Genomic DNA, 14,977 nt, shown 5'->3' on the forward strand with positions numbered 1-14,977 from the left:
GGACAATCGGTGCCCACGCGCCCGCCACAGTGCCGGTTTCGGCTAGTCCGAACCGGTGATCGCCTCGACCAGCTCCTCCGCCGTGGCCGACGCGTCCAGCAGCTTCCCGACGTGCGCCTTCGTCCCCCGCAGCGGCTCCAGCGTCGGGATCCGCACCAGCGATTCCCGGCCCACGTCGAAGATCACCGAATCCCACGACGCCGCCGCGATCGACGTCGCGTACTTCTCCAGCGCCCTGCCCCGGAAGTAGGCCCGCGTGTCGGACGGCGGAGTGGTGACCGCCGCGCGCACCTCCTCCTCGGTGACCAGCCGCTTCATCGAACCCCGGGTGACCAGCCGGTTGTACAGCCCCTTCCCCAGCCGCACATCCGAGTACTGCAGGTCCACCAGCCGCAATCGCGGCGCACCCCAGGCCAGCTGGTCCCGCTCCCGGTACCCCTCGAGCAACCGCAGCTTCGCAGGCCAGTCCAGCCGGTCCGCGCACTCCGCCGGGTCTCGTGCCAGCGCGTCCAGCACCTCGCCCCAGACCCGCAGCACCTCCTTCGACGCCTCGTCCGCGCCGGTGCGCTCCAGGTTCGCCGCCACCACCTCGTGGTAGGCGAACTGCAGGTCCAGCCCGGTGAACTTCTTCCCGTTCGCCAGGTCGACCTTCACCTTGAGCGTCGGATCATGGCTGATCCGGTGCACCGCGCGCACCGGCTCCTCCAGTTTGAGATCGTCGAACCGGATACCCGCCTCGATCAGATCCAGCACCAGCGCCGTCGTCCCGACCTTCAGGTAGGTCGCGTACTCCGCCAGGTTCGCGTCCCCGACGATCACGTGCAGCCGCCGGTACTTGTCCGCATCCGCATGCGGCTCGTCACGCGTGTTGATGATGCCGCGCTTGAGCGTGGTCTCCAGCCCGACCTCGACCTCGATGTAGTCCGCCCGCTGCGAGAGCTGGAAACCGGCCTCCTCGCTCTGCTGCCCGATCCCCACCCGCCCGGAACCGGTGATCACCTGCCGCGAGGCGAAGAACGGCGTGAGCCCCCCGATCACTGCGGTGAACGGCGTCGACCGCGCCATCAGGTAGTTCTCGTGCGTGCCGTAACTGGCACCCTTGCCGTCCACGTTGTTCTTGTACAGCTGCAAAGGCGGCTGTCCGGGCACGGTCGCCGCCTTCAACGCGGCCTCCTCCATCACCCGCTCGCCTGCCTTGTCCCAGATCACCGCGTCCCGCGCGTTCGTGACCTCCGGCGCCGAGTACTCCGGATGCGCGTGGTCCACGTACAACCGCGCCCCGTTGGTGAGGATCACGTTCGCCGCACCCAGATCCTCCACGTCCGGATCGTGCCCCGGCCCGCCCGGACCGGTCAGATCGAACCCGCGCGCGTCCCGCAGCGGCGACTCCACCTCGTAATCCCAGCGCGCCCGCCGCGCCCGCGGGATGTCCGCCGCAGCCGCGTAGGCCAGCACCACCTGAGTCGAGGTGAGCACCGGGTTCGCCGTGGCGTCCCCGGGCACGGCGATGCCGTACTCGACTTCGGTTCCCATGATCCGACGCATACCCACCACCCTACGGGTTGACCGCGTGCGACGATGCCCCCATGCCAGGCAGTGACGAACTCGTTGCCCTCTATGACCGCGACGGCCAGCCGGCCGGGCAAGCCCTGCGGTCACGCGTGCGCGCGGAAGGCCTCTGGCACGCGGCGGGCGTCGTGCTGGTCCGATCGGGCGACGGCCGGTCGGTCTACGTGCACCTGCGCACGGCCGACAAGGACGTCTTCCCGTCCACCTGGGACTGCTGGGCAGGCGGCGTGGTCGCGGCAGGCGAAACCCCGGCCGCCTGCGCCCGCCGCGAACTCGCCGAGGAACTGGGCGTCCACGGAGTGGAACCAACTCCGCTGTTCACCAAGATCTACGACGAGGGCACCGTGCGCTGCCACAACTTCGCCTTCGAAGTCCGCTGGGACGGCCCGATCCGCCACCAGCCCGAGGAGATCGTGGACGGCCGCTGGATGCCGCTCGATCAGCTGCGCGCCTGGGTCGACGACCCGGCCAGCCCGTTCATCCCGGACGGACGCGCCGGAGTACACGAGTGGTTCCGCCGCTACGGCTGAACCACCGCCAGCTTCGCCGCCAGCTTCGGCAGCAGGCGCTTCGCCGCATCCTGCGCCCGAGCCGGAGTACTCGCCGCCACGCTCAGCGCCGACACGACGTTTCCCTTCGCCAGCAACACCGAGCAGGTGGCACCTGCACACCACGCCCGCTGTTCGGCGACTCCCGTTGCGGCAGGCAGCGAAACCACCGTGCCGGCACACTCCGCACCCGACACCACGTCCCTGCCCGCCCGGTCCGGGTACGCCGTCACATCGTTCGTCAGCACCGAACCACTCGGATACACCCAGCTCGCCGAACGCCGCTCCCCGGCCGCGAGCCCGCTCAGGCATCCGGAAACCCGGCCCGCGCCCGGTGTCACGCCTTCCTCGGCAACGTCCTCATCGGACAGCAGCCCCCGCTGCGGATCGGCGACCGCACCGGAACTCTTCGGCGACGCGGGTGCAGGCGCCGGTGCCGCGGCAGGCGGCTGGGCCGGCGCACTCGTCTCCGGGACCGGCGAAGGATCGTCGTAATAGGTCTCCAGATCGTTGGGCCGGTTCCCGCAGCCGGCCAGCGTCAACGCCCCCAGCCCGACCAGTACGGCGACCGCCGGCACCTGCCGATGACGCACCTGCCACCCCTCCGCACACTCCGCGGCCGGACCACCCGGGGTCCGCGATGCGCCCGAGGGTAGTGCAGCCGCTCAGTTCCACCGGAGGTGGGACCGCTGCGCCCAGTACTCCCCCGGATCCTGTGCCAGCGCACCCAGCTCGGCCAGCGCAGCTTTCGGCACCCGCACCGCGGCCAGGTTCGCCGCCAGCTGCGCAGTACTCGACGGCCCGAGCACCGCGACCGAAACCCAGTCCTGCACCAGGACCGCGGCCACCGCGACCGCGTCCGGCCCCACCTCGTGCTCCGCCGCGATCCGCCGCACCGGCTCCGGTGCTTCGACCGCGAGCCGCCCATTCGCCAGGGTTTCCTTGACCAGTACCCGGTTCCCGGCCTCGTGTGCCTCGGTGAGTGCGGCGCCCGCCGAGGGCTCCAGCACGTTCCAGGTGGACTGCACGGAGGTGAACACCGGCTGCCCGGCCACGGTCAGCTCGAACGCCCTGCGCACCGCGTCCGCCTGCGCCGGTCCGGACGTGGAGAAGCCGACCTCGGCGCCGTCTGCGGAAAGCCCGGCCAGCGCGTCGAGCAGCGGCGCATCGGTGAAAAGTGGACTGTCCACAGTGAGCGAATGCACCTGGTACAGGTCGACGTGCCCGTTCAGGAGCTCACGGGTGCGCGCCCACTGCTCCCGCAAGCGCGCGAGGCTGTGTTCCTTGACCTCGTGCACATCCGCGTCGATCCGCCACTCCCCGACGTAGCGGTAGCCCCATTTGCTCGAGACCGTCACGTCACGATGGCCGCGTTCCTCGAGCCAGCCGCCGAGGAATTCTTCGGACCGGCCGTAGGAACGCGCGACATCGACCCAGCGCACACCCGCCCGATACGCGTCGTCGAGCACCGCGTGTGTCGCCGCCCGCATCGCCGGTACGTCCCGGTCCACCGGCAGGTCCCGGCCCAGGTTGAGGTAGGCCGGACGGCCGAGCGCCGCGAGTCCTACCGCGATCTGCTCCATGAAGGTCTCTCCGTCGTTGCGGGGTTTTGGCGGTTGTCGTTGGGATACTCGGCTAATCACCTGATGTATAGGTCGTTATACACTTTGGTTGTGCCGCAGGATGGCGAGCCATTGGCTGGAGTTCTGGGCTTGCCGGTGCAGCTTTTCCAGCCGTGCGGCGGGTGCCCGGACGTAGCCCTTGCCGAATACCGGGGCGATCTGACGGAGACTCGCGCCTTCCTCACGGGCCGCGAGGAGAGCCCAGTCGGACGCGTCGGCGCACGCCGCGGACGCACGCCGCAACTCCCCGATCAGCTCGATGAGCTCGTCCGCGGCCAGCTCCCCCGCGCGGACCGCGGCGGCTGTGGTCTCCAGCCAGGCCAGGATGTCGGTCTCGGTGACCGGTGGGCGCGGGCGGGAATCATCGGTCGGCACAGCTGCGGAGTATAGGGCGTTATACGACCATTTCCCGGTTACGCCCGCTTCCCCGGCGTGGCGGTCACTCAGCGAAGTCAGGACGGTGACCTATCTCACACCACAACGCCGAGGGCCCGCCGGACGCTGCCGGCGGGCCCTCGGATCGCGCTGCTTACAGGTACTGCCTACAGGTACTGACCGGTGTTCGTGGCGGTGTCGATCGCCCGCCCCGATTCCTGGTTCTTGCCGGTGACCAGCGTGCGGATGTAGACGATCCGCTCGCCCTTCTTGCCGGAGATCCGGGCCCAGTCGTCCGGGTTGGTGGTGTTGGGCAGGTCCTCGTTCTCCGCGAACTCGTCCACGATCGCGTCCAGCAGGTGCTGCACGCGCAGACCGGGCTGGCTGGTCTCGATCACCGACTTGATCGCGGATTTCTTCGCCCGGTCCACGATGTTCTGGATCATCGCGCCCGAGTTGAAGTCGCGGAAGTACAGGACTTCCTTGTCCCCGTTGGCGTAGGTCACCTCGAGGAACCGGTTCTCGTCGCTCTCCTCGTACATCCGCTCGACGGTGTGCTGGATCATCGCGTCGAACGTGGCCTTCTGGTCCCCGCCGAACTCCGCCAGGTCGTCGGAGTGGATCGGCAGGCCCTCGGCCAGGTACTTCGAGAAGATGTCCTTCGCACCTTCGGCGTCCGGACGCTCGATCTTGATCTTCACGTCGAGCCTGCCGGGACGCAGGATCGCCGGGTCGATCATGTCCTCGCGGTTGGAGGCGCCGATGACGATGACGTTCTCCAGCCCCTCGACGCCGTCGATCTCGGACAGCAGCTGCGGCACGATGGTGGTCTCCACATCGGACGAAACGCCCGAACCACGCGTGCGGAAGATCGAGTCCATCTCGTCGAAGAACACGATCACCGGAGTGCCCTCCGACGCCTTCTCCCGCGCCCGCTGGAAGATCAGCCGGATCGACCGCTCGGTCTCGCCGACGAACTTGTTCAGCAGCTCCGGGCCCTTGATGTTGAGGAAGTAGGACTTCCCGTCCGCCGCCTCACCGCGGGCCCCGGCGACCTTCTTGGCCAGCGAGTTCGCCACCGCCTTCGCGATGAGCGTCTTCCCGCAGCCCGGCGGGCCGTAGAGCAGCACGCCCTTCGGCGGGCGCAGCTGGTACTGCTGGTACAGCTCGGCGTGCAGGAACGGCAGTTCCACCGCGTCCCGGATCTGCTCGATCTGCCTGCCGAGCCCGCCGATGTCCTCGTAGCGGACGTCGGGCACCTCTTCCAGCACGAGGTCCTCGACCTCCGCCTTCGGCACCCGCTCGTAGGCATAGCCCGCCTTCGAGTCCACGAGCAGCGAATCGCCCGGTTTCAGCGCCTGCTCGGCGAGCGGATCGGACAGCAGGACCACCCGCTCCTCGTCCGCATGGCCCACCACGAGCGCCCGCGGACTGCCGTCCTCGACATCCGGGGCGAGTACCTCGCGCAGCGCGCACACCTCACCGGTGCGCTCGAAGTCCCCGCCCTCGACGACGGTCAGGGCCTCGTTCAGCCGCAGCGCCTGACCGCGGCTCAACGACGAGATCTCCACGGCCGGCGACACCGAAACCCGCATCTTGCGGCCCGCGGTGTAGACATCCACCGTGTTGTCCTCGTACGAGGCGACGAACACCCCGTACCCGCTCGGCGGCTGCGCGAGCCGGTCGACTTCCTCCCGGAGGGCAAGCAGCTGCCCCCTGGCCTCACGCAGCGTTTCGACCAGTTTGGTGTTGCGCTCGGTGAGCTGATTCACCCGTTCCGTTGCCTCGGCGAGGCGCTGTTCGAGAACGCGGTTCTGGCGTGGTGAATCGGTGAGCCTGCGGCGCAGCAGTGCCACTTCCTCCTCGAGAAAGCGGATCTGCCGTGCCTGCTCATCGCTTGTCTGCTCAGTTCCGCTTGTTGCTGAAGGGTCGGCCTCCTCGCGCCGACCTCCGGGAAGGTCATGGTGCATTGGGCACCTCCTCGGAGTGCTTTTCATTCCACGGTACCGGCGATCACCGACAAGAAAAGGCCTTTCCGCATCACAAGATCGGCGCGTCGCGTTTCCGGTGCCCGCCCAGCACGACCGCGGCGAGCGCGCAAGCGTCCGTTTCGGTACCGCGGACCCGGCACCGTTACCCCGGGTTCCGCCCGCGCTGCCCGAGCGTCCGGCGAGGACCCCGGCGCCACCGCGGCCAATCCGGCACCGGTCCGGAATCCGGGCGAAACAGACAGCGTTGCGGGCTGGCCGCGCCGGTACCGGCGGTGCTGGCTAGCATCCGTCGTGACCACCACCACGGTGGACGGGGACCACGATCACGAAAACGCAGGGGGCATCGAGATGACCTACCCGCCGCAGCAGCCCGGGGGCTGGAACCCAGGTGGGCAGCCGCAGCAGCCGAATCCCTACGGGCAGCAGCCCGCGCCGGGGCAGGGGCAGCAGGGCGGCTGGAACCAGCCGCCACCCGGCCAGGCACCGCCCGGCTGGGACGGCCAGCAGCAACCCGGCGGCTGGAACCAGGGCGGGCAGCAGGGCGGCCAGCCCCAGCCGGGCGGCTGGGACCAGGGCGGCCAGCAGCAGGGCTGGAACCAGGGCGGTTTCGGTGCGCCGGGGCAGCAGCCGGGCGGTCCGCAGCAGTTCGGCGACTTCGGCCAGGAGCCGCCCAAGAAGAAAAAGACCGGCCTGATCATCGGGATCGCAGTCGGCGCCGTGGTCGTGGTCGGCGGCGCGATCGGGCTCGTCATCGGGCTCTCCGGCGGCGATGACGACTCCGGGAACAACACCGCCGCGCCGCCGTCCTCGTCCTCGCAGACGGAGCCGGGCCCGCCGCGGTTCACCGAACCGAGCAGCGGAGCCTCCAGCGCGCCGACGTCGAGCGGCACCGGCACCGGCGACGGCGAGGCAGCTTCGGGCGGAAAGCCGTCGTCGGGCGAGTTGTTCACCGCGGCGGCCGAGGCGTACAACAACTCGGACGAGGACACCCTCTTCTCGATGCTCTGCACCGACCTCACCAAGGGACAGAAGCCCTCGGACGGCGATCTGCCCTCCGGCGTGCACTTCGAGATCACCGGCAGCCCGCAGGAAACCGGCGACCAGGCCACCGCCCGGTACCACGTGACCCAGGGAAGCAAGACCGCCGACGGCACGCTGACCGGTTACCGGCAAGGCGGCCTCTGGTGCATCGGGAAGGTCGCCGCGGACCACCAGTGAACCGCGGGCTCGCCGCAACGCTGATCGTGCTCGCGGCGCTGGTGGCCGGCGGGTTCCTCGGCCTGTTCCTCGTCGGACGGGCCGGGTCCGGCCCTCCGGTCACCAGCGCTGTCCCGCCTCCGGCACCGCGGACCACCGCACCGTCCCCGGCGCCGGAGGCGGATCGCGTCGCGACCACCGTCCTGGCGAACGCGCTCGTGCAGGCCATCGCGGATGCGGATTCGGCCGGATTCGGAAAGCTCGCCTGCCGGCCGCAGACCGCGCAGGCGTTGGCCGCACTCCAGTCACGCTGGGACGCGGCAGGACCGATGCACGTCACGCTCACCGGCCCGCCGGTGGTGTCCGGCGAGGAAGCCACCGTGACGGTCCACGTGGAGGCCACCGGCGGGCACCAGGACACCGCGTTTCCGCTGCACCGGGAGCACGGCCGGTGGTGCCTCGCCGACTAGCGGTCGACGGGGGGCTTCGGTCCCGGAGCCCGATTCCGGGAACAGTTGTGCCGACGATCGCCCGCTCAGTCAACGGATGCGACACCGACGCGCCAGGACCACCGCGGCGCACGCCGCACTCTGCGGCCACCCAGCCGCGGATCGAAAGCCTAGCCCTTGCCCTTGCTGGGCCGGCGCGACACGCGGGGCGAGACCGTGCCGTCGGCGAGTCGCCGGGCGGTCAGCAGGAATGCCGTGTGCGCGACCATCCGGTGGTCGGGACGCACGGCCAGTCCGACCACGTGCCATGGCCGCATCAGCGTCTCCCACGACTCCGGTTCGGTCCAGCACTGCTGCTCGCGCAGGGATTCCGTGACCCGCGACAGCTGCGTCACGGTGGCGACGTAGACGGTCAGCACCCCGCCGGGCACCAGGTGCTCCGCGACGTTCGGCAGCTGGTCCCACGGGGCCAGCATGTCGAGCACGACCCGGTCGACCTCGCCGGCGTGCGAGGCGAGATCGGCCACGGTGAGCGTCCAGTTCTCCGGTTTCGCGCCGAAGAACTTCGCCACGTTGCGTTCGGCGTGCTCGGCGTGGTCGTCCCGGATCTCGTAGGAGCAGACCTGCCCGGCCGGGCCCACCGCGCGCAGCAGCGAGCAGGTCAGCGCACCCGAACCGGCACCGGCCTCCAGCACTCGCGCGCCCGGGTAGATGTCGCCCCACATCACGATCTGCGCGGCGTCCTTCGGGTAGATCACCTGGGCACCGCGCGGCATCGAGAGCACGTAGTCCGGCAGCAGCGGGCGCAGCGCGAGGTACGTGCTGCCGCCCGCGGACGTGACCACCGAGCCCTCCGGACGTCCGATCAGGTCGTCGTGCGCGAGCGCACCCCGATGCGTGTGGTATTCCCCGCCGCCGGTGAGGGTGAGGGTGTAGTGCCTGCCCTTCGAGTCGGTCAGCTGAACCCGGTCACCTGCACGAAACGGTCCGCTGACCGACAACTTCTTCCTCCACTGGACCCACGGGACACACCGAGGTGGAATCCTCGCAGGTCGCCCGCACGGACCGGTGCCCGGGTGCGAGCTCAGTACGCCCGCCGCCCCCGGGCGAGCGCGGCACGCAGGTCCTCGCGGCGCAGCACCCCGGCCGGACGGCCCTCGTCGTCGACCACCAGGAACTGCCAGGCAGGCGTCTCCCGCACGTGCTCGGCGATCTCCTCCCCCGGTTCCGACGCCAGCAGCACGGTCTCCGCGCGGATCGGCTCCGCGGCCAGTTCGGCGGGCGCGTGCGGGCTGGTGCCCGCCAGCTGCTGCGCCGCCTGTTCGTCCAGCAGACCTGCCGCGACCCCGTCCGCACGCACCAGCACCACACCGCGGCCGGCCGAGGCGGCGAGCGCGTCGGACACCGGGCTCTCCGCGGGCAGCTGCAGCACCGGACGGACGAGCTCGGCCAGCCGCAGCCCGTCGGGCCAGCCCCGGCGGGCCTCCGCGGCGAGCTCGGAACGGGCACCGAGAATCACGAACCAGGCCGTCACCAGGCACACGCCCAGCCGGAGCCAGCGGTCCGGGCTCTGCGTGGCCAGCCCCCACAGCGCCCAGACGATCAGGCCGGTCGCCACCACCGCGCCACCGGCCACCGCGGCCCGCGTTCCCTTGGCCCGCAGTCCGGTGGCCGCCCAGACCCCGGCCCGCACCAGCCTGCCGCCGTCCAGCGGCAGGCCCGGCAGCAGGTTGAACACGCCGACCGCAAGGTTGGCCACGGCGCATTCGGCGACCAGCAGCCAGACCGCGCCGTCCGGCGGCACCGCGAACATCAGCAGCGCGCAGAACCCGCCCAGCAGCAGCGAAACCACCGGCCCGGCCGCGGCGACCAGGCCTTCCTGGCCCGGCCGCCGCGGCGAGCGTGCGACCTCCGACAACCCGCCGAGCAGGAACAGCCGCAGCCTCCGCACCGGGATACCCAGCCGCAGCGCGACCACGCAGTGGCCCAGTTCGTGCGCCAGCACGGACAGCCCGAGCAGCACTGCGAACGCGGCGGCCAGCAGCCAGGCGGTGAGCGTGGAGACCTCCGGCAGCAGCCGTCCCACGAGCGGTGCGTAGAGCACCACGATGATCAGCGAACCCACCCACCAGGACGGGGCGAGCACGACCGGAACCCCGCCGACCCGGAACAGCAGGAGACCACCGTCCCCGCCTGCCGCCGACCGTGCGGGCCCGGCGCCGTGCTGACTGGTCGCGGACATGCCGTTCAGCCTAGAGGCCGGGGTGTGGGAACCCGGTGACCCGGGCAGCACGGACGAGTGGTGTCGTCCCGCGCATACCGGCATCGAAACGGCGCGGGGCCTGCTTCGGCAAGCCGGTCCGGGCCGTCCGCGCGTCGGGGTCACGGAACTGTCGGTGCCCGGCGTTACGCTCTGGCCATGTCCGATACCGCCACGGTCACCAGCCCACCGGACGCCGGCGACGCGCCCGTCCGGCGACGGCGGCCTGCGTTGTCGCCGTCCAGGGCGAGCGACTTCAAGCAATGCCCGCTGCTCTACCGGTTTCGCGCGGTCGACCGGCTGCCGGAAGTGCCCACCCGCGCACAGCTGCGCGGCACGCTCGTGCACGCGGTGCTCGAGCGGCTCTTCGCACTGCCTGCGGACGAGCGCCGCGCGCCGCGCGCGAAGGAACTGCTCGCGCCCACCTGGACCGAGCTGTCCGCGGCCAGTCCGGAGTGGACGGAGCTGTTCGCGGATGCCGCGCCGGGCGAGGCCGACGCGTGGCTCTCGTCCGCGGAGAAGCTCCTCGACTCGTACTTCGAGCTCGAGGACCCGCGGCGGCTGGAGCCGGAGGCGTGCGAGCTGCACGTGGAGATCGAGCTGGGCTCCGGGGTGCGGCTGCGCGGGTACATCGACCGGCTGGACGTCGCGCCGACCGGCGAGATCCGGGTCGTGGACTACAAGACCGGTGCCGCGCCGCGGGAGATCGGCGAGGCCAAGGCGCTGTTCCAGATGAAGTTCTACGCCGTGGTGCTGTGGCGGCTGCGGGGCGTGGTGCCGCGCCAGCTCAAGCTCATGTACCTGACCGACGGCCAGTCGCTGGCCTACACCCCCGAAGAGGCCGAGCTGGTGCGCTTCGAACGCACCCTGGAGGCGATCTGGCAGGCCATCCTCCGGGCGGGCAAGTCCGGCGACTTCCGGCCGAACAAGAGCAAGCTGTGCTCGTGGTGCGACCACCAGGCGCACTGCCCGGAGTTCGGCGGCACCCCGCCGGACTACCCCGGCTGGCCCGAACCCGATCCCGGCGAAGAGACCGCACTGGACCGGGCCGACTGATGGCCGACGCGTTCTTCGTCCCGCTCGGCGACGATCGGTACACGGCCACCGAGCACACCAGCGGTCCGTGGGATCCGGACGCCCAGCACTTCGGCCCGCCGTCCGCGCTGCTCGTACGCGGGCTGGAAGGCCTCGAGGCCACCCATCCCGCGCAGCTTGCCAGGGTCACCGTGGAAATCCTCGGCCCGGCACCGGTCGCGGAGCTCGCACAGCGGTCCTGGATCGAGCGTCCGGGCCGGTCGGTCGAGCTGCTGCAGTCCGAGCTGTCCGCGAACGGCAGGCTCGTCGCCCGTGCGTCCGCATGGCGCATCGGCACCTCGGACACCGCACCGATCGCGACCGACGGCGGTCCGCTGCTGCCCTCCGCCGACGCCGGAGCCGCCACCGCGTTCCCGGACGGCTGGCACGGCGGTTATCTGCAGGCCATCGAATGGCGCGCAGTCCGCGGCGCGGTGTCCGCGCCGGGGCCTGCCGCGGTGTGGGGACGGCAGCGGATCCCGCTCGTCGACGGCGAGGAGCCGAGCGGGCTGCAGCGGCTGTTCGCCATCGCCGACTCCGGCAACGGAGTGTCGCACTTCCTGGACGCCGGCCGGTGGTGGTTCATCAACTCGGAACTGACCGTGCACCTGCGCCGCGGGCCGGAAGGCGAGTGGATCGGGCTGGACGCGGTCACCCTGGTCGGACCGCACGGGATCGGCACCGCCACGAGTACGCTGCACGACGTTTCCGGGCCGGTCGGCTCCGGGGCGCAGGCGCTGCTCGTCCGGCCGCGACAGGCCGGGGGCGGATGAGCGCGCGCCTGCGGGCGGGTCCGATACCCTTCGCGGAACGACCGACAAGGAGCGCTCCGGCATGCAGATCACCTCGGTGGTCAACCAGAAGGGCGGGGTCGGCAAGACCTCGCTGAGCGTGGGCGCGGCCGCGGCCCTGGCCGAACGGGGCAGACGCGTGCTCCTGATCGACCTGGATCCGCAGGGGCACGCGACGACCGAGATGCTCGGCATGCCCGAGGTCCCGTCCGACCAGCCGAGCCTGGCCAAGGCACTCACCAAGCTGTGGAAGGGTTCGGTCGAGGAACTGGCGGTGCCGCATCCGCGCAGCAACATCGGCCGCGGCGGCACGTTCGATCTGATCCCGACCTCGCCCGGGATGTTCGATCTGATCCGCAGGCTCGACCAGTTCCGGGTGCCCGGCTGGCAGCTGGCCAGGGTGGTCCAGTTCGCGCACTACGACCACGTGGTGATCGACTGCCCGCCCGCACTCGACGTGCTCACCAACAACGCGCTGGCCGCCTCGCACGGCATCCTGGTCCCGGTGCAGCCGGACAAGACGAGCATCCGCGCGCTGCGCCTGCTGGCCGACCAGGTCCGCTACGTGGAGCAGACCACCGGCCGCGGGCCGATCGCGTGGTACGGCATCGTGCCCGGCCTGTACCGCAGGCCGATCTCGCACTACGCGGCCGCGGCGCTGCAGGAAATGTGCTCGTTCGGGATCCCGATGCTGTCGCACGTGCCGCTCGGTGTGGTGATGAACGAGGCCGCGGCGAACGGGGTACCGGTCACCACGTACGCGCCGGAGACGATCCAGGCCGTCTCGTTCCGCGAGATCGCCGCGACCCTCGACAGCTACCTGGCGCAGAACCCCGGCCCGACCGAAGTACCCGCCGACGACGAATTCGTCTTCGAGGACTTCATCTCCGAGGTCGCGGTGGCCCGCAACGCCAACGACAACGGCGCCCGCAAGAAGCTCTACGACCTGATGCCGAAACGGCCGGGCCGCCCGCGCTGAGTCCACCGTCTGCTCGGCACCGTGCACTGTGGACGGCGAACCGGCGGCAAGCCGCGAGCTCGTACCGGTTTCCGGACCGGGCGGTGCAACCGGTCCCTTCCCCGCACAGGCGGAAGGGACCGGCACCGCACGATCTCGCGCACCTCGGCGAAACCGAGGCGAAGGGCTACAACCGGCAGGATCGGATGTCCGAGGCCAGTACGGCCTTCGCACCGGCTTCGGACAACTCGTCCATGATCAGGTTCACTTCCTTGCGTGGCACCATCGCGCGGACGGCCACCCACTTCTCGTCGGCCAGCGGCGCGACTGTCGGCGACTCGAGGCCCGGCGTGATCGCGATCGCGCGGTCCAGCAGATCCCGCGGGCAGTCGTAGTCCAGCATCATGTACTGCTGCGCGAACACCACCCCGCGCAGCCGTGCCGCCAGCTGGGTCTTGGCCTTTTCCGCGTCGCTGCCCGCGCGCTGCAGCAGCACCGCTTCCGACGCGCAGATCGGGTCGCCGAAGGCGACCAGGTTGTGCTGGCGCAGCGAACGGCCGGACTCCACCACGTCGGCGATCGCGTCCGCGACACCGAGCTGGATGGAGATCTCCACGGCGCCGTCGAGCCGGATGACCTCGGCCTCGACGCCGTGCCGGGCCAGATCGTCGCGGACCAGCCGGGGATAGGACGTGGCGAGCCGCTTTCCGTGCAGGTCGGCCGGTTTCCAGTCGCGGCCCGCCGGGGCGGCGTAGCGGAAGGTGGACCCGCCGAAGCCGAGTGCCAGCAGCTCCTCCACCGGCGCGCCGGAGTCCAGTGCCAGATCCCGTCCGGTGATGCCGAGGTCGAGTTCCCCGGAACCGACGTAGATGGCGATGTCCTTGGGCCGCAGGAAGAAGAACTCGACCTCGTTGACCGGATCGAGCACTGTCAGGTCCCGCTGCTCATGGCGCTTGCGGTAGCCCGCCTCGGCGAGCATCTCCGCCGCGGCGACGGCGAGGGCTCCCTTATTCGGCACGGCAACACGCAGCATTTCGCTCTCTCCTCGATTTTCCGGTACGCGCAGGGGTCAGAGGTAGCGGTACACGTCCTCGGCCGAAAGCCCCCGGCCGAGCATCAGCACCTGGACCCGGTACAGCAGTTGCGAGATCTCCTCGGCGAGCCGGTCGTCGGACTCGTACTCGGCGGCGATCCACACCTCGCCGGCTTCTTCGAGCACCTTCTTGCCCTGTGCGTGCACCCCGGCGTCGAGTGCGACGACGGTGCCGGACCCGTCGGGACGGGTACGCGCGCGCCCGGCAAGCTCGGCGAACAGCTCATCGAAGGTCTTCACGGTGAGCGATCCTTCCATCCCGCCCGCGCCTGCGCCGCCCCGGGTGACCCGGAAGCCGCCGGGGTCACACCTGTGCCAGCAGGGCCGCCAGCGCGGGCACATCGACCCCGACCAGCGATCCGCGGAAGACCCGCCGCGATCCGGCAGGCACCTCGACGTCGTTCGGCACGACGAGCACCGCGCACCCGGCGCGTTCGGCCGCTTCCGCACCGGGTGGCGAATCCTCCACCGCAACGCACTCCGCCGGGCGCACGCCGAGCAGTTCGGCCGCCTTGAGGTACGGCCGCGGCAGCGGCTTGTTCTCGCCACCGACCTCGTCACCGCAGACCGTGGCATCGAAGAACTCGCGGCCGATCGAGTTGAGCGCCAGTTCGGTCAGCGCCCGTTCGGTCGAGGTGACCAGCGCCGAGCGGACGCCGGAGGCCCGCACCGCGGACAGTGCCTCACGAGCGCCCGGACGCCACGGCAGCGCGCCGTCGAACAGCCGCGCGGTCCGGCGGCGGATCCATTCTCCGGTTTCCGCGACCGACTCCGGGGTCACCGGGCGGCCGGTCGCGGAGAGCAGCACCGTCGCGGTGGCGTCCATGTTCGACCCGACCAGGGTCAGCCGGATCTCCTCGGACAACGTGCCGCCGAGCATCTCGGCGGCCTCGTACAGCGCGACATCCCACAGCTTCTCGGAATCGACCAGGGTGCCGTCCATATCCCAGAGCACGGCGGCCAGTCCGTCCGGCGAGGACGGTGCAGTCACGGTTTCTCCTTCTCCCAGCGGGCTGTCCGGCGGACGGCCCGCGCGGACCGCCTTGCGGT

At 70.8% G+C, this 14,977-nt stretch carries 16 protein-coding genes; 6 read left to right on the forward strand and 10 right to left on the reverse strand.

Annotated elements, in window-relative coordinates; all coding sequences use genetic code 11:
- Positions 1-42 precede the first annotated feature (42 nt).
- Positions 43-1,545: a depupylase/deamidase Dop gene (gene dop / locus ABD793_RS30585; protein ID WP_344866280.1), complete on the reverse strand. Its 1,503-nt coding sequence runs from the start codon at positions 1,543-1,545 to the stop codon at positions 43-45.
- A 41-nt stretch (positions 1,546-1,586) separates the two neighbouring features.
- On the opposite strand from dop, the gene ABD793_RS30590 reads away from it, so the two are divergent.
- A complete protein-coding gene (locus tag ABD793_RS30590; protein ID WP_344866282.1) occupies positions 1,587-2,099 on the forward strand; it encodes an NUDIX hydrolase in 513 nt (170 codons plus the stop codon).
- Here the strand turns inward: ABD793_RS30590 and ABD793_RS30595 are convergent.
- The 4 genes from ABD793_RS30595 to arc all read right to left on the reverse strand — a co-directional run bounded on the left by ABD793_RS30595 (position 2,090) and on the right by arc (position 6,084).
- Positions 2,090-2,710, reverse strand: a complete 621-nt coding sequence (locus ABD793_RS30595) for a hypothetical protein (protein WP_344866284.1) — start codon at positions 2,708-2,710, stop codon at positions 2,090-2,092. The genes ABD793_RS30590 and ABD793_RS30595 overlap by 10 nt on opposite strands.
- 72 nt (positions 2,711-2,782) lie before the next feature.
- Positions 2,783-3,700 (reverse strand): aldo/keto reductase, encoded by a 918-nt coding sequence (locus ABD793_RS30600; RefSeq protein ID WP_344866286.1) that lies wholly within the window; start codon positions 3,698-3,700, stop codon positions 2,783-2,785.
- A gap of 75 nt (positions 3,701-3,775) precedes the next feature.
- The gene (locus ABD793_RS30605) at positions 3,776-4,114 is read right to left on the reverse strand and encodes a hypothetical protein (protein WP_344866288.1); all 339 of its coding nucleotides are present in this window, start codon (positions 4,112-4,114) and stop codon (positions 3,776-3,778) included.
- A gap of 167 nt (positions 4,115-4,281) precedes the next feature.
- Entirely contained in the window at positions 4,282-6,084 is a 1,803-nt protein-coding gene (gene arc, locus ABD793_RS30610) for a proteasome ATPase (protein ID WP_344866290.1), read from the reverse strand.
- A gap of 312 nt (positions 6,085-6,396) precedes the next feature.
- On the opposite strand from arc, the gene ABD793_RS30615 reads away from it, so the two are divergent.
- Entirely contained in the window at positions 6,397-7,323 is a 927-nt protein-coding gene (locus ABD793_RS30615) for a hypothetical protein (protein WP_344866292.1), read from the forward strand.
- Positions 7,320-7,772: a hypothetical protein gene (locus ABD793_RS30620; RefSeq protein ID WP_344866294.1), complete on the forward strand. Its 453-nt coding sequence runs from the start codon at positions 7,320-7,322 to the stop codon at positions 7,770-7,772. The genes ABD793_RS30615 and ABD793_RS30620 overlap by 4 nt, the downstream gene beginning before the upstream one ends.
- Before the next feature lie 149 nt (positions 7,773-7,921).
- Here the strand turns inward: ABD793_RS30620 and ABD793_RS30625 are convergent, their stop codons facing one another.
- Positions 7,922-8,752: a tRNA (adenine-N1)-methyltransferase gene (locus ABD793_RS30625; protein WP_344866296.1), complete on the reverse strand. Its 831-nt coding sequence runs from the start codon at positions 8,750-8,752 to the stop codon at positions 7,922-7,924.
- Positions 8,753-8,835: 83 nt separating this feature from the next.
- On the reverse strand, positions 8,836-9,993 hold the full coding sequence (locus ABD793_RS30630) for a M50 family metallopeptidase (protein WP_344866298.1): 1,158 nt from the start codon (positions 9,991-9,993) through the stop codon (positions 8,836-8,838).
- A gap of 177 nt (positions 9,994-10,170) precedes the next feature.
- Between ABD793_RS30630 and ABD793_RS30635 the strand changes: the two genes are divergently transcribed.
- The 3 genes from ABD793_RS30635 (at position 10,171) to ABD793_RS30645 (ending at position 12,855) form a co-directional block, all read left to right on the forward strand.
- A complete protein-coding gene (locus ABD793_RS30635) occupies positions 10,171-11,067 on the forward strand; it encodes a RecB family exonuclease (protein WP_344866300.1) in 897 nt (298 codons plus the stop codon).
- Positions 11,067-11,858, forward strand: a complete 792-nt coding sequence (locus tag ABD793_RS30640; protein ID WP_344866302.1) for a thioesterase family protein — start codon at positions 11,067-11,069, stop codon at positions 11,856-11,858. Before ABD793_RS30635 ends, ABD793_RS30640 begins: the two co-directional genes overlap by 1 nt.
- Before the next feature lie 61 nt (positions 11,859-11,919).
- Positions 11,920-12,855, forward strand: coding sequence for a ParA family protein (locus ABD793_RS30645; RefSeq protein ID WP_344866304.1), 936 nt, complete (start codon positions 11,920-11,922; stop codon positions 12,853-12,855).
- Between the two features lie 166 nt (positions 12,856-13,021).
- Here ABD793_RS30645 and hisG read toward each other — a convergent pair whose 3' ends face one another.
- From hisG to ABD793_RS30660, 3 genes are all read right to left on the reverse strand, one after another.
- A complete protein-coding gene (gene hisG / locus ABD793_RS30650) occupies positions 13,022-13,867 on the reverse strand; it encodes an ATP phosphoribosyltransferase (protein ID WP_344866306.1) in 846 nt (281 codons plus the stop codon).
- Between the two features lie 36 nt (positions 13,868-13,903).
- Positions 13,904-14,167 carry a phosphoribosyl-ATP diphosphatase gene (locus tag ABD793_RS30655; protein ID WP_344866308.1) on the reverse strand — a complete coding sequence of 88 codons (264 nt, stop codon included), beginning with the start codon at positions 14,165-14,167 and terminating at the stop codon, positions 13,904-13,906.
- 64 nt (positions 14,168-14,231) lie between these two features.
- Positions 14,232-14,918: an HAD family hydrolase gene (locus tag ABD793_RS30660; RefSeq protein ID WP_344866310.1), complete on the reverse strand. Its 687-nt coding sequence runs from the start codon at positions 14,916-14,918 to the stop codon at positions 14,232-14,234.
- Between the last annotated feature and the right edge of the window lie 59 nt (positions 14,919-14,977).

Source organism: Amycolatopsis ultiminotia (genome assembly GCF_039536925.1).
Classification (GTDB): domain Bacteria; phylum Actinomycetota; class Actinomycetes; order Mycobacteriales; family Pseudonocardiaceae; genus Amycolatopsis; species Amycolatopsis ultiminotia.